This is a genomic window from Streptomyces sp. NPDC004065, assembly GCF_044903565.1.
GTDB lineage: Bacteria > Actinomycetota > Actinomycetes > Streptomycetales > Streptomycetaceae > Streptomyces.
Genome location: NZ_JBJDQT010000003.1, coordinates 227,071 through 246,002, shown reverse-complemented (window position 1 = coordinate 246,002; position 18,932 = coordinate 227,071). Strand labels below are relative to the sequence as shown.

Sequence of the window (18,932 nt, the reverse complement as noted above, 5' to 3'; positions counted from 1 at the left end):
GCCCCGATGCCCGACACCACGACCGTGCTGGTGACCGGCGCCGGCGGGCTGCTCGGCGCGGAGGTCGCCGCCCGGCTCACCGCCCGCGGCCACACCGTGCTGGCCCTGCTGCACCGGCGCACCGGCATCGTCCGCAACGACGGCAGCCCGCTCACCCCCGCCCCCGGCACCCTCACCCCGCTCACCGGTGACATCACCCGCTCCGGCCTCGGCCTCGACGACGACGCCCGGCGCCTGGCCCTGACCGCGGACCGGATCGTGCACTGCGCCGCCGTCACCGACTTCGGACGGCCGGCCGGGCTCTACGACACCGTCAACATCCGCGGCACCCGCCACGTCCTCGACCTCGCCCGCGTCCACCGCACCCCGCTCGTGCACGTCAGCACCGCCTATGTGTGCGGCGAACGCGACGGCGTGGCGCACGAGGACGAACTCGACGTCGGCCAGCGCCCCGGCAACGACTACGAGCGGAGCAAACTCGCGGCCGAGATCCTGGTCCGCGAGGCCGCCGCGCGCGGGCTGCCGGTCGCCGTGGTACGCCCCAGCATCATCACCGGCGCCTCGCGCACCGGCCGCATCCGCGACTTCAGAACCATCTATCCCGTCCTGAAGGTCTTCACCCGCGGCCTGGTGCGCACCGCCCCCGGCGACTACGGCGCCGTACTCGACCTGGTGCCCGTGGACCGGGTCGCCGGCCTGGTCACCGAGGCGGCCCTGCGCTTCGCCGACGCCGAGGGACAGACCCTGCACGCGGTGGGCCACGAGGTCACCCTGAAGGACTTCTCCGACGTGCTCGCCGAGTACCCCTCGTTCCGGGTGCCGAGGTTCGTGCCCCCCTCCGCGTTCAGCGCGGCGGCCCTGCCGCAGCGCGAACGCCCGTACTACGAGCGCGTCATCGCCCTCTACGGCACCTACTTCCGCAGACGCGTCCACTTCGACGACGCGCGGGCCGCCGCCTTCGCCGGCCGTCCGTCCGCCCCGCGCGGGCGGACCCATCTGCGCCGCCTGCTCGACCACTGCCTCAGGGCCGGCTACCTCGGCACGCCCCGGCGGCCGGCCGCACCCCCAGCCCACGGGAGCGCCCAGTGACCACCCACCCCGAGCCCACGTACGGCATGCCGGTGTCGCCGCAGCTCACCTGCCACCCGGCCAAGCAGCGGCTGTACGGCGCCGACACCTACTACCAGGAGTGCGCGGAACAACTCGCCGCCCTCACCGACGACGTCACCGGCTTCGCCCGGCACCACGCCGCGCTGCTGCTCAAGCCCGACGCCGTGGTGGCCCGCAGACTCGAACCGGCCGTCCAGTGGCTGGCCGAGCGGGACTTCCGGATCGTCGGCGCGGCGATCACCCGCCTGACCCGCACCATGATCCGCGCCCTGTGGTACTTCCAGTGGAACCTGGCCACCCCCGAGCGCAGGCGGCTCGCCGCGCTCTTCCTCGAGGACGCCGACGCCCTCGTCCTCGTCGTCCGCCCCGGCCACCCCCTGGACATCCCGGCCGCGGTCGAGCTCACCCGGCTCAAGGGCCCCACCGATCCCGACGCCCGCCTCCCCGGCCAGCTCCGCCACCTCCTCGGCCGCCACAGCTACCTGCTCAACCTCGTCCACACCCCCGACGAACCCGCCGACGTGCTGCGGGAGCTGGGCGTCCACTTCGACGACACCGAGCGCGAACTCCTGCTGCGCTCCGCCCTCGCGGGCGAGGACCGCACCGGTCACGCCCTGGAACTCGCCCGCCGGCTCTACGCCGCCACCGACCCCCGCGACCTGGACTTCGCCCCCGCACTCCGGCGGCTGCGCGAGGCCCTGTCCCCGCACCCGGTCCCGCACCCGGCCGCCGACCCGGCCCGGATGCTGCGGGAGGCCTGGCGGCAGGGAGCCGAACTGGACCCGTGGGACACCGTCATCGTCGGCTCCCGGGTCCTCCCCATGCGCCGGCCCGGCCGCCTGCCCGTGCTGGACGGGGCCGACGCCGCGGCATGGCGCCGCCATCTGACCGCCCTGCGCGTCACCGCAACCTGAACGAGGAGTCCCCATGCAGTTCGCCCGGACCCTTCCCCGGGACCTGGTGCACCGGGCCGCGATCGCCGAGGTCCTCCTGACCGACGCGGAGCGCCTGAGCGAGGACGAGACACTGCTCGCGGCGCAGCTTCCGCGCCGCCACGCCTTCCACGACGACACGCTCGCGCCCCGTACCCACCACGACCCCCTCCTGCTGCTGGAGGCGTGCCGGCAGGGCATATTCGTGGTCGCCCACCGCCACCTCGGCGTCCCGGCCGGCCACAGGTTCCTGCTGCGTGCCGTCGAGTTCGAGGTGCCCGACCCGGCCGCACTGCGGGCGGGCCCGGCGCCCACGGAGGCCGTCATCACCGCCCGGATCGAGCACCGGTTCCGCGGGCGCGGCGGCGTCACCGGACTGCGGCTGCGCTTCACCGCGGTCATCGGCGGTCACGAGGCGATGTCGGCCCGCATCGACTACTCGTGGATGACGGCGGCGGACTGGACCCGGCTGCGCACCCGGCAGCGGCACGCCCTCGGCCTCTTCGGCACCCCCGTCGCCCTCGGCGGCCCGCGCGCCGACCCCGCCCGGGTCGGCCGCCGCGACCCCGCCAACGTGGTCATCTCGCCCCCGCACACCTCGGGCGACGGCCGCAGCACGGCCCGCCTGGTCGCCGAGACCAGCCATCCGACGCTCTACGACCACTGGGTCGACCATGTGCCCGGCATGCTGGAACTGGAGGCGTTCCGGCAGCTCGCGCTGAGCGCCGCCGTCTCCGCGGGCACGCTGCGCACCCCCACGGCCATGCCGGTCGGCCTGTCCGCACGGTTCAGCCGCTTCGCCGAGATGGACCTCCCCCTGCGGTGCGTCACCGCCCCGGTCCGGCCCGGCGACGAGATCGAGTGCGCCCTGCACCAGCTCGGCGCCGTCGTCGCCGAGGCCCGCCTCACCCTCGCCGGCGACCGGACACCGACCGGCGCCCTCGTCGGCACCGGGCCGGGCCGCGCCGCGGCCGGGCCCCGGAGCGGTCCCCGGTGAGCGCCGTCGCCGCACCGGCGCGGGCCCGGCGGGGCCGCGTCGTGCTGCGCCTGCTCCGCCCCCACGTCCACATCACCTACGCCCTGCTGTGGGTGCTCGCCCTGGAGGGCTCGGCGGCCTCGCCGGCCGGCACCGCCTGGCGTCCGGCCGCCGCCACCTGGGTGCGGGTGGCGAGCGTCGTGCTGGCCCTGCTGTTCCTGCGCCTGCTGGACGAGCAGAAGGACCTGGACTACGACCGGGTCCACCACCCCGGCCGGCCGCTGGTCACCGGCGAGGTCACCGCCACCGGGCTGCGCCTGGGCATGGCCGCCGCGGCGGCCGTGGCGACCGGCCTGAACACCGCGCTGTCGCCGGCCGCCGTGCTGCTGATCCTGGCGGTCCTCGGCTACGCCCTGCTGCTCGCCGCCCTGGAACGGGCTTCCGCGGCGGTACGCGACCGGCAGCTGCTCGACCTCGCCGTCACCTACCCGGTGCAGCTGCTGCTGGGCGGGTACGTGTACGGGTCGGCGGCCGCCGCCGGAACGGTGTCCGCCGACTGGCGCGGCGCGGTGCTGCTGGCGCTGAGCGCGTGTGTGCTCCTGCACTTCGAGTTCGCCCGCAAGACGGCCTGGGAGGCGCCCGCCGGAGAGCGTCTGTACTCCACGGTGCTCGGCCCCCGGCGCAGCGCCGCGGTGGCCGCACTCCTCGCCGCGGGGGCGGTCGCCTGCCAGCTCGTGCTGTTCCTCCCGGCGGACGGCCCGGCCGCCCTGCTGCTCGGCCTGACCGCGCTGCTGCCCGCCTGGGGTCTGCGGCAGTTCCTGCGGGCACGCCGCGGCCGCTGGCCGCTGCCGGCCGCCATGGGGTACGTCGCCGCCACCCATCTCGCCCTGACCGTCCGCGCCCTGCTGCCGCTGTGAGCCGCGCCGGCCGGCGGCCACGCCCCGCGACCCTCCGCGCGGGGGGTGGTGCGGGGCGGCGTGTGAGGTGTGCGGGCGGCGTGCGACATGATGAAAACGGCAAATGCGGATATCCAGCGACTTGATCGACTCCAGATAAGGCGTACGGTCGTATGTCTGACAAGAGACCCGCAGCCGTCCCCCCAAAGGCACACCCCTCCATGGACCCAACTGTTTCCCGCGCGACCGAACCGGGCGAATCCCTCGCCCGGGCGGCCGTTCTCCGCCCCTGGCGCCCCGAGGCGCCCGCTCGGCCCCCGGCCCCCGGGGCCGGCCTGCCCACGACCGGCGTGGAGTCCTTCGTGGGCGGCCCCTGGGTGCTGCCGTGGTCGCCGACCGCCTGCGCCACGGCGAGGGAGGCGGTGCGCGACGTCCTGCCCCGGTGGGGTCTGGAGGAACTCGTTCCGACGGCCGAGCTGCTGGTCAGTGAGCTGGTGTGCAACGCGCTGCGCCACGCCCGGGGACCGCTGAGCCTCACTTTCGAGTACCTGTCCGAGCTGCGCTGTCTGGTCGGCGACGGCTCCTCGCTGCCGCCCCGTCCCACCGAGGCCGGTCCCGACGACGAGAACGGCCGCGGACTGGCCCTGGTCGACATGCTGGCCGCGCGCTGGGGCTGCTCCTACGCCCCGGAGGGCAAGAGCGTGTGGTTCGAGCTCACCGCGGACGCTGACGCGGACGGCGCGACGGCGCGGCTGGACGAGGGCGAGGAGGACGCGGCGGCATGAACGGCACGACGGCCGCCTCGCCCGCCGGAGAACCCATGGCGCGGGCCGCGGAGCGGCTGCGCGCGGCCGGCCTGCGGGTGACCGCGCCGCGCATGGCCATGCTGGTGGCCGTCACCCAGTCGCCCGCCCATCTCGACGCCGACGCCCTGCGCGAGCGGGCCCAGCGGATCACGGGCAGCCTGTCCCTGCAGGCCACCTACAACGTGCTGCACGCCCTCACGGACGCCGGGCTGATCCGCTGCACCCAGATCCCCGGCCACTCCGCCCGGTACGAGATCGAGCGCCACGACAACCACCACCACTTCGTGTGCCGCCGCTGCGGCGCCATCGAGGACGTGCGCTGCACGATCGGTGCCCCTCCGTGCATGGAACCCCAGCTGCCCGAGGGGTACGCCACCCAGGAGGCGGCCGTCACCTTCTGGGGCCTGTGCCCCCGCTGCCGGGACACGGCTCCCGCGTCCTGAGCCACCCGCCACCCGCGACCCACCACTGGCCACCCGCCGACCCGCAACCCGTCACCACAACGCTGACCCGCCACCTGCTCACCGGCCGCCTGTCCCGCCCGCCCGCTCGGACGCGGACCGGCCACGCCCGCCCCGAGCCACCGCGATCCGCCCGCCGGACCGATACCGCCGCTATACCGCCGCTCTCCCCGAGCCCGGCAGGGTGAGGCACGCACTCCGCGGTGGAGCCGTCGCCCCGGAGCGCAGGGCTGGCGGGAGGGCCGTGATGCACGGGATCGCACGCAGAGAGGGCCGGTATGCGCCGACCGCCGCCGCGGGGCGCGGCAGGGGAGCCTGACATGACCCACCTCCACGACCCGCGCCGCCCGGAACGCCTGTGCGCCGGGCCGCGCGCCGAGGGATGCCCCGACTGCGACCTCGGCTTCGGCCGGCAGGTGCACCTGCATCTGCGGACGGCGGCCGTGGAGGTGCGCCGGGCCCGCACGGCGGCCGGCGCGGCCCTGGTCGCCTGGGGCTGTCCGCCCGCCACCGTCGACGACGGCCGGCTGCTGGTCAGCGAACTGGTCGGCAACGCGATCAGATACGCACCCGACACCGGGATCACCCTGGACGTGATGCAGATCGGCGACCGCCTCCTGGTGGAGGTCACCGACGGCTCGGCGGCCCGGCCCCTGGTCCAGCGGGTGGGTCCCGAGGAGGAACAGGGCCGCGGGATGTACCTCGTGCAGGCGATCGCCTCGGCCTGGGGCGCCCGCCGGGACCGCCACGGGAGGAAGACCACCTGGTGCACCCTCGCCGTCGAGGGGAGCGACGGGATCCCCCGGCCCGCCGACCGGTGCGGCCCGAGCTGAACCCGGAAGCAGGGGAGGACCGGTGAACGGTACGACCGACGGCGGGGACCGCCGCGCCCACGTGCCGGCGGGCGGCAGCCTGTACGGCTGGGAGGTGCACCAGGTCTGCGACAGCAGGCATCAGCAGGGCCCGTGCGGCACCTGCGCGACCGAGCAGAGCGCGCGCGCCTGCATCGAGGCGGCCCTGTCCGCCGCCGCCCGTCCGGGCGTGCACGCCTGGGGACTGCTCAGCCGCCTGCCGGCCGCGTCACGTCAGCCGCTGCCCTCCTGCCCGCCGGATCCCATCGCGCGGGCGGCCCTCGGACCGGACGGCAGCGTCGCGTGGCAGCCGCCCGGCGGCCGCGGGCTCGCGGACCCGGACGCGCCGGACGCCGCGTCCGGGAGGCCGGGCGGTGAGAGCCTGCTGTCCGCGCTGAACCGCTTCGGCGCCGCCCTGCGCGGCTACCGGCTGGCGGCCGGACTGGGCCTGCCGGAGCTCGCCGGGCGGATGGGCTGCCCCGAGGACGTCCTGGAGCGGGTCGAGAACGCCGGGCGGATGCCGTCCCGCGGCTTCGCCGAGGAGGCCGACCGGCTCCTCGGCACGGGCGGCGCCCTGGCGGCGCGGTGGCCCGCGCTCGTGGAGTCGGCCTACCCGGACTGGTTCTGGCAGGTCGTCGAGGTGGAACAACAGGCCAGTTTCCTCCAGGAGTTCGAGACGGTCGCCGTTCCCGGCCTGCTGCAGACGGAGGCGTACGCCCGGGCCGTCTTCACCACCGCCCAGCCGGTGCTCCCGGCGCTGCGGATCGAGCAGCTCGTGACCGCGCGGATGGACCGCCGGCGCCTGCTCGACCGGTGCGACCCGCCCCGCATCATGATCGTGCTCGACGAGTCGGTGCTCCGCCGCCGGGTCGGCGGCCGCCGGATCATGGGCGAGCAGCTCGGGCACCTGGCCGCCGTGACCGAACTGCCCAAGGTGGACCTGCAGGTCATCCCGTTCGGACTGCGCGAGCACCCCGGGACCATGACCCCCTTCCGGATCATGGGTTTCCGGGAGGGCCCGGACCTGCTGTACGGGGAGTCGTTCCTCGGCGGCCAGGTGACCGACGACGCCCACCAGCTCAGACAGCACCAGCTCGCCTTCAACCTGCTCCAGGCCAACGCGCTGTCACCGCACGACTCGCGCGTCCTGATACGGCGGCTGAGAAAGGAACTCGATGGCGGACCGGACTGAACCGCGCTGGCGCAGGAGCAGCCGCAGCATGGGAAACGGGGGCAACTGCGTGGAGGTCGCCGACTCGGGGGACGTGGTCCACGTCCGCGACAGCAAGAACCCCGACGGCCCGGTCGTGGGACTCGGCGCGCAGCCGTGGCGGGCCTTCCTCACGGCTCTCGCGGCCGACCGTGCCCCGGCCGACCGAGCCGCGGCCGACCGTGCCGCGGCCGACCGTGCCGCGGCCGGCCCACCGGGTCGGGGCCGGCCGACCGGGCCCGGGCAGGCCGGCCGGCCGAGCCCGGGGCCGGCCGCCCCGCCCCGGCCGGCCAAGTGACGTACGGCACACAGCACTTCTACACTCTCCACGGTTCCGCGGACCGCCGCGGCGCCTGTCGTCCACGGAGGCCTCATGGGTTCGTTCGGTGCGCACGCGGTGGTCGTCGGCGGGTCGATGGCGGGGCTGGCCGCGGCGCGCGTACTGGCCGACCGGTTCGACGAGGTCACGGTCGTGGAGCGCGATCACCTTCCCGGCGGGGCGGTGGACCGGCGTGGTGTGCCGCAGGGCGGGCACGCGCACGCGCTCCTCGTCAGCGGCAACCACGCGCTCGAGGAGCTGTTCCCCGGCCTCACCGACGAACTAGTCACCGCCGGCGCGGTGGCCTTCGACCCCGGGTCGGACGTCGTCTTCCACCAGATGGGAGGCGCCCGCCTCCGCTTCGCCAGCGGCATGCTCGGCATCAGCCTCAGCCGCGCCCTCCTGGAGCACACGGTACGGTCACGGGTGGCCGCACTGCCCGCCGTACGGATACGCGACCGCATCGCGGTGTGCGGGCTGACCGGATCCGCCGGGCGGGTGACCGGCGTCGAACTGGACGGGGGAGAGACGCTCGCCGCCGATCTGGTGGTGGACGCCACCGGCCACAGCGGTGCGCGGACCGACCGGTGGCTGCGCGCCCTGGGCTGCCCGGTCCCCGGCACGGCGACCGTGAAGGTCGACATCGGCTACACCACCCGGCTGTTGCGGCGCGAGCCGGGCGAGCGGCTGGCCGACGGCGCACTGCTGTACCTGATCGCCGGAGTCCCGCCGCACGACAGGCGGGCGGCCGCCGTCCTTCCCGTCGAGGACGGGCGGTGGGTGGTCACCCTGGCCGGCTGGCACGGTGCCCACGCGCCCGCCGACCCGCGAGGGTTCGCCGGCTTCGCCGCCGGCCTGCCCGCCCCGCACATCGGCGAACTGGTCGCCCGCGCGCGGCCCGCCGACGACGGCGGCCCCCGCAAGTTCACCTACCCGCGGTCCCGGCGGCGCTTCTTCGAACGGCTGCGCACGCCTCCCGCGGGCCTGGTGACCGTCGGGGACGCCCTGTGCAGCTTCAACCCGGTGTACGGGCAGGGCATGAGCGTCGCCGCGCTGGAGGCGATCCAGCTCGGGCGCTGCCTGGACCGGTTCGGCACCCCGTCGGCTCCCATGGCCCGCGCGTACTACCGCGCGGCCGCCAGGGTGGTCGCCGCGCCCTGGCAACTGGCCACGGGCGGGGACTTCATGTACCCGGAGACCGCCGGTCCCCGCCCGCCGGGCACCGGTCTGGTCAACCGCTACGTGCGCCTGATGCTGCGGGCGAGCCATGTCTCGGTGGAGGCGCACCGCGTCGTACTCGGCATGCAGCACCTGCTGGTCCCGCCGAGCGCGGCGCTGCGTCCCGCCACGGTGGTCCGCACCCTGCTGGCCGCCCGCCGGGCTCGGCGCGGTGCGGGCCCTTCATGAGGGGGCGGGCGGGATGTTCTGGTTGGCGCGGAAGAAGTTGTCGGGATCGTAGGCGCGCTTGACGGCGGCGAGCCGGTCGTAGTGGTGGCGGTACGTACCGCGGACCCGGTCGGCGCTCTCCTCCTCGCCGAGGAAGTTGATGTAGGCGCCGCCCATCGAGTAGGGGTGCAGGTCGTTCCAGTAGTCGACGCACCACTGGCGGATCAGGCCGGCGTTGGCGGGGTCGGGGTCGATGCCGGCGATGACGCCGGACCACGTGGCGTCGCGGTAGGCCCAGGCCGTGTCCCCGGCGCCGACCCGGCGGGTGGCGCCGTCGACCGGGTACAGGTGCATGGTGGACAGGGCGGTCGGGAGGGTGTGGCCGTACCGCTCGTGCACGTCGACGGCCTCGTCGGGGATGGCGTCGAAGAAGTCGCCGCGCCAGTACCACTGGAGTCCCCGCGGCAGCAGTCCGTCGAACATGCGCTGCAACTCGGGGTAGGGCATGGGGGCGACGAAGTGGAAGGCCGGCGGGCCCGGCGCGTCCACGACGGCCAGCGCCTCCTTCAGGCGGTCGGCCTCCGGTTCGCCGGTGTGGCACCACACGACGGCGCACATCCGCCGCCCGTGGACCGGCTCGGGGAAGGGCGGTGCGGGCGGTACGGTCAGCAGGGCGAAGAATCCGCTGAGCTCCTGGGGCGCGGCGGGCAGGAACTCCCGGTACCACTGGAGCACTTCGCGGACCCGGTCGAGGGGCCAGAGGGTCAGTCCGACGCCGACGGTGTCCACGGGGTGCAGCCGGAACGTGAACGACGTGACGACGCCGAAGTTGCCGCCACCGCCGCGCAGGGCCCAGAACAGGTCCGGGTGGTCGTCCTCGGAGGCGGTGACGAACGTGCCGTCGGCGAGGACCACGTCGGCGGACAGCAGGTTGTCGATGGTCAGGCCGTATGCGCGGGTCAGATGCCCGTGCCCGCCGCCGAGGGTGAGACCGCCGACCCCCGTGGTCGACACGATCCCGGCCGGGGTGGCCAGGCCGAAGGTGTGCGTCGCGTGGTCGAGGTCGCCCAGCAGGCTTCCGCCGCCCACCCGCGCGGTCCTCGTCCCCGGATCGACGTCCACCCAGCGCATCGGGGCCAGATCGAGCGTCAGCGCGCCGTCGGCCACGCACAGCCCCGGACCGCTGTGTCCGCCGCCGCGCACCGCCGGCGGCACCCCGGTGTCCCGGCAGAAGGCGAGCGCGGTCCGTACGTCCGCCACGTCGGCGCATCCGGCGATCACCGCCGGACGCCGGTCGATCATGGCGTTGTAGACGCCGCGGGCCTCGTCGTAGCCGGGGTCCCCCGGAGCGACGACGGGCCCCCGCAGCGCCCCGCGCAGACTCTCCAGAGCCGGTCCGCTGATACCGCCCATGGTCGAACGCCCCTGTTCACGCGCGCGGCGCGCGGACGGACGCGAGCGCGACGTCCGGACGGGCCACGGGACGTGGGACGCGGGGTCCGTACGCGCCTGTGAGGAAGGCCTGCGGGGTGCACACCCCACAGCGACAGTCTCCGCCCGCCCGCGCCGTTCCGCACATCGGCCGGCGGGCCCGGACGCGCCTCACTGGCGCGGCCGCCGGGGTGGCGGGACAGTAGTGGCACGAAGGAGTGAGGAAGCCCTTCCCGCCCCGTGGAGGGAGCACTCGTGATCGGTGTGACCGTTACCTTCTCCTACCCCGACGGCTTCGACCGCGCACGGATCACCGAGGTCGCCAGGAACGCCCGCGGCATGTTCGAGGGCATGCCGGGCCTGCGCTTCAAGTTCTTCACGTTCGACGAGAACCGGAAGCAGGCGGTGAACTTCTACGTCTGGGAGTCCGAGGAAAAGGCGAAGCGCTTCTTCTCCGAGGAACTGCGCGGGCGGGTCACCGAGCTGTACGGCGTGGCGCCGTCCGTGGACTTCGTGCAGATCGCCGAGATCGTCGACAACGCGCACTGACCGGCCCGCGCCGGGCCAGGAGGGGCCCGCCGGCCCCGCCGGCGCACCTCACCGCGTCCCCCCGGCCGTCACCACTTCCCCTGGCCATCACCACTTCCCCTGGCCGTCACCACGTCCCCTGTTTCCCTACTGGCTTGCCACGCAAGGAAATTGGGCCGAGGATGTGCCAATCCCGCGCCAGGTCCTGCGTGCGCGGGTGACGAGTGACGGAGCGTGGCAGGCATGCGGTATCGGTTCCTCGGTCCGCTCGGGGTGTGGCGCGACGGCGAGGAGATCCCCCTGGCCCCGGCGAAGTGGCGGATGCTGCTCGCGGTGCTGCTGTGCGACGCCAACCAGGTGGTCTCCACCGACCGGCTGGTCGCGGAACTCTGGGACGCCGCACCACCGCAGAGCGCCGGCAAGCTCCTCCAGGGCTACGTCTCGCGGGTGCGGCGCGCGCTGGGCGACGAGTCGGGCCGGCTGCTGGTGACCCACGCCCAGGGGTACCGGGCCCACGGCTACCGGCTCGTCGTGCGGCCCGGCGAGGCCGACGCGCACCGCTTCGTGGAACTGGTCGAGGAGGGCGGGCGGGAACTCGACCGCGACGCCCCCGAGGCCGCCGCCGACCGCTTCGACGAGGCGCTCGGGCTCTGGCGCGACACGCCCTTCACCGACGTGCCGCCGACCCCGGCCGTGGAGGCCGAGACGATGCGTCTGGCGGCGTACCACACCCAGGCCCGCGAGTCGCGCATCGAAGCCCGGTTACGGCTGGGCCGGCACGAGGCCGTCCTCGACGAACTGGACGCGCTGGTCGCCGAGCACCCGCTGCGCGAAGGACTGCGGGGGCGGCTCATGCTGGCCCTGTACCGGTCGGGCCGGCAGGCCGACGCCCTGGCCGCCTACCGCGACCTGCGCCACCGGCTCGCCGAGGAGCTCGGCATCGAGCCGGGGCCACCCCTGCAACAGCTCCACCAGCGCATTCTGCGGGCCGACGCCGCGCTGCTGCCCGAACCCCGGCCGCCCGCCGCGGCGCCGGGCACCCCGGAGCGCCGGCTCCCGGTGGTGCCCAGGGAACTTCCGCACCCCAGTCCCACCTTCGTCGGCCGCGCCGGCGAGAGCTCGGTGCTGCACCGCCTGCTGGAGGACGCGGCCGAGGGACAGCTGACGATCACCGTGATCGACGGGGCCGGCGGAGTCGGCAAGTCGGCGCTGGCCGTGCACACCGCGCACCGGCTCGCCGACCGCTTCCCGGACGGCCAGTTCTACGTCGACCTGCACGGCGCCACCGCCGGGCTGAAGCCCCTGGAACCCGCGGAGGTGCTGGCCCGCTTCCTGACCACCCTGGGCGTTCCGGAGACGGCCGTACCGGCCGGCACCGAGGAGGCCGCCGCCGCGTTCCGCTCGCTGGTGGCCGACCGCCGCCTGCTGATGGTGCTGGACAACGCCGCCGGTGTCGAGCAGGTACGGCCGCTGCTCCCGGCCGGGCCCGGCTGCGCCGTGCTGATCACCAGCCGCGAGAGCCTCACCCCCCTGGAGGGCGCCACCCATCTCCACCTCGGCGTCATGTTCCACGACCAGGCGAGCGCCCTGCTGGAGCGGCTGGTCGGCGCCGAGCGGGTGGCCCGCGAGCCGGAGGCCACCGACGCGCTGGTGCAGCTGTGCGGCCGCCTGCCGCTGGCCCTGCGCATCGTCGGCGCCCGGATGGCCGCCCGCCCGGGCTGGCCGCTGAGCGCCTTCGTGGAACGGCTGACCGACGCGCAGAACCGCCTGGACGAGATCCGGGTCGGGGACCTGTCCGTGCGCGCCAGCTTCCACGCCGGCTACGACGGCATCCGGCACAGCGAGCACCCCACGGACCGGGCCGCCGCGCGCGCCTTCCGCTTCTGCGGAGTGCTCCCCGGACCGAACACGGGCCTTCCGACGGCGGCCGCCCTGCTCGGCGTGGACCGCCGGCAGGCCGAGGACGCCCTGGAACGGCTGGTCGACGCCCACCTGCTGCACAGCCTCGCCCCGGGCCGCTACCAAATGCACGATCTCATCCGCCTGTTCGCCCGCGAGCAGGTGTGCGCCGAGGAACCGCAGGACGAGCGGGAACAGGCCCTGATCCGCGTGCTGCGCTTCTACCTGGCGACGGCCGAACGGGCGGTGGCGTTCCTCGACGGGCCGTGGCCGCCGGCGCACCGCCCCACCGGGGAGCGTCCCACCGGGGAGGCTCCGGCCGGGGAGGTTCCGGCCGCCGGGTTGCCTCCGGCCGGGTTGCTTGCGACCGGGGAGCGGTCCGGCGACGGCGACCCGCCGGGCATGCCGATCGGGGACCGGCGGCAGGCCGAGGCCTGGCTGGACGCCGAACGCGCCAACCTGACGGCCGCCGTCACGCACGCCGCCGCGGGCTCCGAGCCGGCCGCCCGGCTCGCGCTGCGCCTGGCACGGCCACTGCACCGGTACCTGTACCCGCACGCCCGCGCCCGGGAGCTGCGCGTCCTGGCCGACACCGTCCTCGGCGCCGCCCGCCGCCTGGGCGACCGGCGCGCCCAGGCCCAGGGCCTGGACCAGCTGTCGGCCGTGCACTGGCTGCACCGGCGGTACGACAGCATGCGGCAGTGCCTGGAGTCGGCGCTCGCCCTGTGGCGCGAGACCGGCGACCGCGACGGCGAACTGCACGCCCTGGGCACCCTCGCGGACGCGCTGGCGGAACTGGGCCGCTACGAGGAGTCCGTCGCCGTGCAGCACCGCCGCCTCGCCCTGGCCCGGGAGACCGGCGACCGCATGGCGCAGCTGACCGGCATGGGCAACCTCGGACGGGCCTACCAGGGCCTCGGCCGGACCGAGGACGCGCTGTCCTGCCTGCGCCAGAGCCTGGCGCACGCCCGGGACACCGGTGAACGGGCGCTGGAGAGCCTCGCCCTCAACGAGATCAGCTTCATCCTGTTCGACCAGGGCAGGACACGGGAGGCCCAGGAGCACATGCGGCGCGCCGGCCTCCTCGCGGACGGCGGGCTCGGGGCGTACGTGCGCTGGCGCGGGTACGCCTGGAGCGCCTTCTTCCCCGCCTGCCTGACCCTGGGCATCGACCGCGACACCGAACGGGGAGCGGCCTGATGACCCACTCCGTGATCGTCCCGGCGGCCGGCGGCACGCCCGCCCCCGGCACGGTATACCGCCGCTATACCGGCGCCCCGCAGACTGGGGCCACCGCCGCGGCGGGACGCCGGTCAGGGCCCTGTCGCACGCCGGGCGACCGGCCGCGGAGGCCCCGGCCTCCTTCCCCGGCCGGGCGCGCGCGTCCTTTCGAGAGCTCACCCACCCAGAACCTGGCAGGCCTCATGGAAGTCATCGCACACTCCGGCGAGCGCACGCTCCGCATCGCACGCACGCTCGATCCTCCGGGCATCCGGCTGGAGGGGGAACTCGACGCGACATGGCACCGGGAGGTCGAGGAGACGCTGCTCCCGCTGGCGGCCCGGGGCGGCCGGGTACGGCTCGACCTCGGCGGACTGAGCTTCATCGACCTCGGCGCCCTGCGCCTGCTGACGCGCCTGGTGGAGCGCTGCGCCAACGGCGTCGAACTGGTCCTGGACGACCTGCCGCCGCAGGTGGAACACATGATCGAGACCGTGAGCTGGGAACGTCTGCCCGGGCTGGTCCCGGGGCGGAAGGGGATGTCATGACCGCCGAGGCACCCGCGGAGCAGCCCATGGGGGCCGACGCGACGAACACCCCGCGGGGAGTCCAGCACTGCGCCCTGCTGTACGCGGACGAGCAGGAGTTCCTCGCCGGCGCGCTGCCCCATCTGCGCGAGGGCATCGAGGCCGGCGACCCGGCCTTCGCGGTCACCCCCCGGCAGGAGGCCGAGGTGCTGCGCGACTCGCTGGGCCGGGACGCCGCGGCGGTGCAGTTCATCGACCCCTCGGACTTCTACAGCACCCCCGTGCGGGCCATGGCCGGCATGATCGCCGTCGCCAGGACGCTCGGCTCGCGCCCGGCCTGGGTGGTCGCGTCGGCCGACTGGTCCAAGTATCCGGACGCGATGGAGTGGGTGCGCTACGACTCGATCTTCAACATGGGCTTCGGCAACGCGGACTTCCGGGGCTACTGCTGCTACAACACCGCGGTCCTGTCACCCGACGTCATCTCGCTGGTGCGGCAGACCCATCCCACCCTCCACGAGGGCGCCCGGCTGCGGGAGAACCCGGACTTCCGGGACCCCCGCGACTTCGTCGCCGACGTCGACAGCACACCGCTGCCGCCCTCGCCGCGCTCGGCGGCCACGATGGCCGTCCGGCCCACCGACCTGCACGCGGTGCGGGCCTTCGTCACCGAGCGGGCGAAGTCCTGCGGGATCGCGGGGGAGGCGCTGTACAACCTCCTCGTGGCGGTGACCGAGGTGGCCACCAACGCCCTGCGCCACGGCCGCGCGCCGGTGTCCCTGCGCGTGTGGCCCGACAACGGACTGGTCTGCGAGATCACCGACTCCGGCCACTGGCAGCCCGAGGAGTTCCTCAGCTGGGTGCCGCCGGAGTCCGCCCTGAAGTCCGGCTTCGGCATCTGGGGCGTCGGCATGCTGTGCGACACCGTGCAGGTGCGGACCGGCCCCAAGGGCACCGCCGTACGCCTGCGGACGTGCCGGGAGTGACACCCCGCGCGGCCGGCGTCCCCCTTCGGGCCCGGTCCTGGTGACAGCCGCCGGCGCCGTGGACGGAATCGTGGAAACCCGGCACCTGCTCGCGCGCGCCGCAGGAGAAGACGCCTGTGAACCTGGACGCCGTCGCCGACGGGCTGTACGGGCTGTACGGGCTGTACGGGCTGCGGCCGGACGGGTCGGTCCGGCCCCGGCCGGGGGTGCGACCAGCGGGGGCCGGGGCCGGCCTGCCCGGGGGCGCCGGGACCGGCCGCCGGGCCGTCGCCGAGGGCAGGACGGGCGGCGGCCGGTGGCGCCGGACCGGCATCGGGCGGGGCGAGGCCCACCGGTACCGGACGGTGACGCCGGGCCGGCCGCGCGGCCCTCCGGCGCGCGCGGAATGCGTCCGGCCGCACTCTGGTTACCCCGCCATGACCGATGCTTCCCCTGCCCAAGTCCTGCGCTACACCGCGTTCTCCGCCGACCCCGGCGGCGGCAACCCCGCGGGAGTCGTGCTGGACGCCACGGGTCTCGCGGACCACGAGATGCAGGCCATCGCCGCCGAAGTCGGATACAGCGAGACCGCCTTCCTGTTCCCGGGCCCGCCCCCGGGCCCCACGCCGCACAAGGCCGGACGGCGGAAGGACCAACGGACCTTCCGCGTCCGCTACTTCAGCCCCGAGGCGGAGGTCACCTTCTGCGGGCACGCGACGATCGCGAGCGCCGTGGCGCTCGCCGAACGCACGGGCCCCGGCGACCTCGTGTTCCACACCCCGGCGGGGACCGTGCCCGTCACGGTGACCGTGGACGGGGCCGGCCGGCCGCGTGCCACGCTGACCAGCGTCGAGCCTCGCGTCGAGGACGCGGCGCCGGAGGTCGTCGCGGAGGCGTGCGCCGCACTCGGCTGGAAGCCGTCCGAACTGGACGCCGCGCTCCCGCCGCGAATCGCCTACGCGGGCGCGCGCCACCTGGTCCTGGCCGCCGCCACCCGGGAGCGGCTGGCGGACCTCTCCTACGACTTCTCCCGCCTGGCCGGGCTGATGCGCCAGGAGGACCTGACGACCCTTCAGCTGGTGTGGCGGGAGTCGGCGACGACCTTCCACGTACGGGATCCGTTCCCCGTGGGCGGCGTGGTCGAGGACCCGGCCACCGGCGCCGCGGCGGCGGCCTTCGGCGCGTACGCCCGGGAGACCGGGCTGGTCCCCGGCGCGGCGGTCCTCACCCTGCACCAGGGCGCCGACATGGGACGCCCCAGCACGCTGACGGTCGAACTCCGGGCGGGCGACCCCCGCGTCCGGGTCTCCGGCACCGGCGCCCGCATCTGAGCCCGGCGGACGGCCGGACCCGCCGGCCGTCCGAGCCCGGCGGCCGGCCCGACCCACCGGCCGTCCGGCTTGCCGCACCGGCGGCGGGTGGGCCCGCTCGGCGGTGGCGCTACCTGGATCCCTGACACACCACACCCGCCCGACGGGGGCGGCAGTGGCGGCCGCTTGCCAAGCGGAACGGCGCTCCGTATTGTTCCGGAGCGAGGTTCCGTTTATTTGCGACGCCGCGCCGTCACGGCGGCGCGGAACCCGCCGCCGGCCCGCGCGCACGACGTGCGCCGCCGCGGCGCCACTCGGCGTCGCCCCCGCCCGCAAAGGAAGAACACGGTCATGCAGTACCGCACTCTGGGCCGCACCGGTGTACAGGTCAGCTCCCTCGCGCTCGGCGCGATGAACTTCGGCAGGATCGGGCGCACCACCCAGGAGGAGGCCACCGCCATCGTCGACGCCGCCCTGGAGGCCGGCGTCAACCTCATCGACACCGCCGACGTCTACAGCGGCGGCGAGTCGGAGGAGATGGTGGGCAAGGCCGTCGCCGGCCGCCGCGACGACATCGTGCTGGCCACGAAGGCGAGCCTGCCCATGGGCGAGGAGCGCAACCACCGGGGCGGCTCGCGCCGCTGGCTGGTCACCGCACTGGAGGGCAGTCTGCGCCGGCTCGGCGTCGACCACGTGGACCTCTACCAGATCCACCGGTGGGACCCGGCCACCAGCGACGAGGAGACCCTGTCGGCGCTGACCGACCTGCAACGGGCCGGGAAGATCCGCTACTTCGGCTCCTCCACCTTCCCCGCCCACCGCATCGTCCAGGCCCAGTGGGCCGCCCGCGAGCACCGCCTGGGCCGCTACGTCACCGAGCAGCCCAGCTACTCGGTCCTCCAGCGCGGGATCGAGGCCCACGTCCTGCCCGTGGCCGAGGAGTACGGGCTCGGAGTGCTGGTGTGGAGCCCCCTGGCCTCGGGCTGGCTGTCGGGGGCGATCCGGGCCGGCCGGGAGATCACCACCAACCGCTCGGCGTTCATGCCCCAGCGCTTCGACCCCGCCGTCCCCGCCAACCGGGCCCGGCTCGACGCCGTCGAGAAGCTGGCCGGGGTGGCCGACGAGGCCGGCCTCACCATGATCCAGCTGGCCCTCGGATTCGTCACCGCGCATCCCGCCGTCACCGGCGCCCTCATCGGCCCCCGCACCCTGGACCATCTGCACGCACAACTCGCCGCCGCGGACACCGTGCTGCCCGCCGACGTGCTGGACGCGATCGACGCGATCGTCGCCCCCGGCACGGACCTCGCCCCCCACGAGAAGAACGACACCCCGCCCGCGCTCCTCCACCCTTCGCTGCGCCGCCGCTGAGCCGGCCGCCGCTCGCGGCCCGCCCGCACCGCTCCCGGTCCGGCCGCCCGGGGAAGCCTCTGAAGTTCCTCAAGACGCTTGTTGGTGCCCGGACTTGGCAGAGAGGGTGATCCATATGAGGGGTATCGCGGCACTGAACCGCAAGAGCAACCACGTACTGCTGATCCGGGACGCGGACGTCATCGCCCACGCGGTGGGGGAGGCGCTGGCCCAGGCCTCGCCCGAGGAACGGCCGGGCCTGGAACGCGCCGCCGCGCTCGTGGAGTCCACCGCCGCCGCGACCGACGGCCGGCTGCGGGCCCGCTGGGTGCGCTCCCGGCTGGCCGCCACCGGGTTCACCGGTGACATCGCCTCGGTCGCGGCGATCCGCGCACTGCGTCAGGCGGAGCCCCGGCTGAGCCTGATCGCGGCGGTGGAACTGCAGAAGGAGGCCGTGGCCCACCCGGAGTGATCTCCGCGGCGCCACCCGAGGGCCGGCAGGCGTGCACACCTCGCCTGCGTCGGCCTGCGTCGCCGGACCGCCGCCGGCGCCGGCCCGGGCCCGCTGCATCGGTGCTGACGCGCCGCCCGACGGCCCGGGCCTGGCCGGCCGATCGCCTGACCTTCCATCACCTCGCCCCGCCTGACACCCTGTTGGCGGCAGGCGGAGTTCTGACAACGATGTCCGATACGGGTGTGGACACCGGGAATCCGGCGTGGTCTCATGCCTGGGAGCCGCGATGACAACGTTGTA

18 protein-coding genes are annotated in these 18,932 nt (G+C 75.1%); 17 read left to right on the top strand and 1 reads right to left on the bottom strand.

Annotated features, from left to right (window positions below; translation table 11 throughout):
* The first annotated feature begins 6 nt into the window (after positions 1-6).
* The 10 genes from ACI2LW_RS07330 to ACI2LW_RS07285 all read left to right on the top strand — a co-directional run bounded on the left by ACI2LW_RS07330 (position 7) and on the right by ACI2LW_RS07285 (position 8,968).
* Positions 7-1,089: an SDR family oxidoreductase gene (locus tag ACI2LW_RS07330; RefSeq protein WP_404730174.1), complete on the top strand. Its 1,083-nt coding sequence runs from the start codon at positions 7-9 to the stop codon at positions 1,087-1,089.
* Complete coding sequence (locus ACI2LW_RS07325) at positions 1,086-2,024, top strand: nucleoside-diphosphate kinase (protein WP_404730173.1); 939 nt, start codon at positions 1,086-1,088, stop codon at positions 2,022-2,024. Before ACI2LW_RS07330 ends, ACI2LW_RS07325 begins: the two co-directional genes overlap by 4 nt.
* 13 nt (positions 2,025-2,037) lie before the next feature.
* The gene (locus ACI2LW_RS07320; protein WP_404730172.1) at positions 2,038-3,039 is read left to right on the top strand and encodes a ScbA/BarX family gamma-butyrolactone biosynthesis protein; all 1,002 of its coding nucleotides are present in this window, start codon (positions 2,038-2,040) and stop codon (positions 3,037-3,039) included.
* On the top strand, positions 3,036-3,935 hold the full coding sequence (locus ACI2LW_RS07315) for a hypothetical protein (protein WP_404730171.1): 900 nt from the start codon (positions 3,036-3,038) through the stop codon (positions 3,933-3,935). Before ACI2LW_RS07320 ends, ACI2LW_RS07315 begins: the two co-directional genes overlap by 4 nt.
* Before the next feature lie 200 nt (positions 3,936-4,135).
* Positions 4,136-4,699, top strand: coding sequence for an ATP-binding protein (locus ACI2LW_RS07310; RefSeq protein ID WP_404730170.1), 564 nt, complete (start codon positions 4,136-4,138; stop codon positions 4,697-4,699).
* On the top strand, positions 4,696-5,163 hold the full coding sequence (locus tag ACI2LW_RS07305; protein WP_404730169.1) for a Fur family transcriptional regulator: 468 nt from the start codon (positions 4,696-4,698) through the stop codon (positions 5,161-5,163). Before ACI2LW_RS07310 ends, ACI2LW_RS07305 begins: the two co-directional genes overlap by 4 nt.
* 338 nt (positions 5,164-5,501) lie before the next feature.
* Complete coding sequence (locus ACI2LW_RS07300; RefSeq protein WP_404730168.1) at positions 5,502-6,014, top strand: ATP-binding protein; 513 nt, start codon at positions 5,502-5,504, stop codon at positions 6,012-6,014.
* Between the two features lie 22 nt (positions 6,015-6,036).
* A complete protein-coding gene (locus ACI2LW_RS07295) occupies positions 6,037-7,224 on the top strand; it encodes a helix-turn-helix domain-containing protein (RefSeq protein ID WP_404730167.1) in 1,188 nt (395 codons plus the stop codon).
* Positions 7,208-7,540: a DUF397 domain-containing protein gene (locus ACI2LW_RS07290; protein ID WP_404730166.1), complete on the top strand. Its 333-nt coding sequence runs from the start codon at positions 7,208-7,210 to the stop codon at positions 7,538-7,540. The genes ACI2LW_RS07295 and ACI2LW_RS07290 overlap by 17 nt, the downstream gene beginning before the upstream one ends.
* A 75-nt stretch (positions 7,541-7,615) precedes the next feature.
* The gene (locus ACI2LW_RS07285; RefSeq protein WP_404730165.1) at positions 7,616-8,968 is read left to right on the top strand and encodes an FAD-dependent oxidoreductase; all 1,353 of its coding nucleotides are present in this window, start codon (positions 7,616-7,618) and stop codon (positions 8,966-8,968) included.
* Here the strand turns inward: ACI2LW_RS07285 and ACI2LW_RS07280 are convergent.
* Positions 8,963-10,360, bottom strand: coding sequence for an FAD-binding oxidoreductase (locus ACI2LW_RS07280; protein WP_404730164.1), 1,398 nt, complete (start codon positions 10,358-10,360; stop codon positions 8,963-8,965). The genes ACI2LW_RS07285 and ACI2LW_RS07280 overlap by 6 nt on opposite strands.
* 273 nt (positions 10,361-10,633) lie before the next feature.
* Between ACI2LW_RS07280 and ACI2LW_RS07275 the strand changes: the two genes are divergently transcribed.
* From ACI2LW_RS07275 to ACI2LW_RS07245, 7 genes are all read left to right on the top strand, one after another.
* Entirely contained in the window at positions 10,634-10,927 is a 294-nt protein-coding gene (locus ACI2LW_RS07275; RefSeq protein WP_404730163.1) for a hypothetical protein, read from the top strand.
* A 222-nt stretch (positions 10,928-11,149) separates the two neighbouring features.
* Positions 11,150-14,005, top strand: coding sequence for a BTAD domain-containing putative transcriptional regulator (locus ACI2LW_RS07270; RefSeq protein ID WP_404730162.1), 2,856 nt, complete (start codon positions 11,150-11,152; stop codon positions 14,003-14,005).
* Between the two features lie 224 nt (positions 14,006-14,229).
* On the top strand, positions 14,230-14,574 hold the full coding sequence (locus ACI2LW_RS07265; RefSeq protein ID WP_404730161.1) for an STAS domain-containing protein: 345 nt from the start codon (positions 14,230-14,232) through the stop codon (positions 14,572-14,574).
* Positions 14,571-15,539: an anti-sigma factor RsbA family regulatory protein gene (locus ACI2LW_RS07260; protein ID WP_404730160.1), complete on the top strand. Its 969-nt coding sequence runs from the start codon at positions 14,571-14,573 to the stop codon at positions 15,537-15,539. Before ACI2LW_RS07265 ends, ACI2LW_RS07260 begins: the two co-directional genes overlap by 4 nt.
* A gap of 416 nt (positions 15,540-15,955) precedes the next feature.
* Entirely contained in the window at positions 15,956-16,849 is an 894-nt protein-coding gene (locus ACI2LW_RS07255; protein WP_404730159.1) for a PhzF family phenazine biosynthesis protein, read from the top strand.
* A 330-nt stretch (positions 16,850-17,179) separates the two neighbouring features.
* Positions 17,180-18,199, top strand: coding sequence for an aldo/keto reductase (locus ACI2LW_RS07250; protein WP_404730158.1), 1,020 nt, complete (start codon positions 17,180-17,182; stop codon positions 18,197-18,199).
* 115 nt (positions 18,200-18,314) lie between these two features.
* Positions 18,315-18,650, top strand: a complete 336-nt coding sequence (locus ACI2LW_RS07245; RefSeq protein ID WP_404730157.1) for a hypothetical protein — start codon at positions 18,315-18,317, stop codon at positions 18,648-18,650.
* Positions 18,651-18,932: the final 282 nt, after the last annotated feature.

Coding starts and splice junctions, on each gene's coding strand:
- ACI2LW_RS07330 (WP_404730174.1), top strand. CDS start 7: ATGCCCGACACCACGACCGTGCTGGTGACCGGCGCCGGCGGGCTGCTC.
- ACI2LW_RS07320 (WP_404730172.1), top strand. CDS start 2,038: ATGCAGTTCGCCCGGACCCTTCCCCGGGACCTGGTGCACCGGGCCGCG.
- ACI2LW_RS07310 (WP_404730170.1), top strand. CDS start 4,136: ATGGACCCAACTGTTTCCCGCGCGACCGAACCGGGCGAATCCCTCGCC.
- ACI2LW_RS07305 (WP_404730169.1), top strand. CDS start 4,696: ATGAACGGCACGACGGCCGCCTCGCCCGCCGGAGAACCCATGGCGCGG.
- ACI2LW_RS07300 (WP_404730168.1), top strand. CDS start 5,502: ATGACCCACCTCCACGACCCGCGCCGCCCGGAACGCCTGTGCGCCGGG.
- ACI2LW_RS07290 (WP_404730166.1), top strand. CDS start 7,208: ATGGCGGACCGGACTGAACCGCGCTGGCGCAGGAGCAGCCGCAGCATG.
- ACI2LW_RS07285 (WP_404730165.1), top strand. CDS start 7,616: ATGGGTTCGTTCGGTGCGCACGCGGTGGTCGTCGGCGGGTCGATGGCG.
- ACI2LW_RS07280 (WP_404730164.1), bottom strand. CDS start 10,360: ATGGGCGGTATCAGCGGACCGGCTCTGGAGAGTCTGCGCGGGGCGCTG.
- ACI2LW_RS07270 (WP_404730162.1), top strand. CDS start 11,150: ATGCGGTATCGGTTCCTCGGTCCGCTCGGGGTGTGGCGCGACGGCGAG.
- ACI2LW_RS07265 (WP_404730161.1), top strand. CDS start 14,230: ATGGAAGTCATCGCACACTCCGGCGAGCGCACGCTCCGCATCGCACGC.
- ACI2LW_RS07260 (WP_404730160.1), top strand. CDS start 14,571: ATGACCGCCGAGGCACCCGCGGAGCAGCCCATGGGGGCCGACGCGACG.
- ACI2LW_RS07255 (WP_404730159.1), top strand. CDS start 15,956: ATGACCGATGCTTCCCCTGCCCAAGTCCTGCGCTACACCGCGTTCTCC.
- ACI2LW_RS07250 (WP_404730158.1), top strand. CDS start 17,180: ATGCAGTACCGCACTCTGGGCCGCACCGGTGTACAGGTCAGCTCCCTC.
- ACI2LW_RS07245 (WP_404730157.1), top strand. CDS start 18,315: ATGAGGGGTATCGCGGCACTGAACCGCAAGAGCAACCACGTACTGCTG.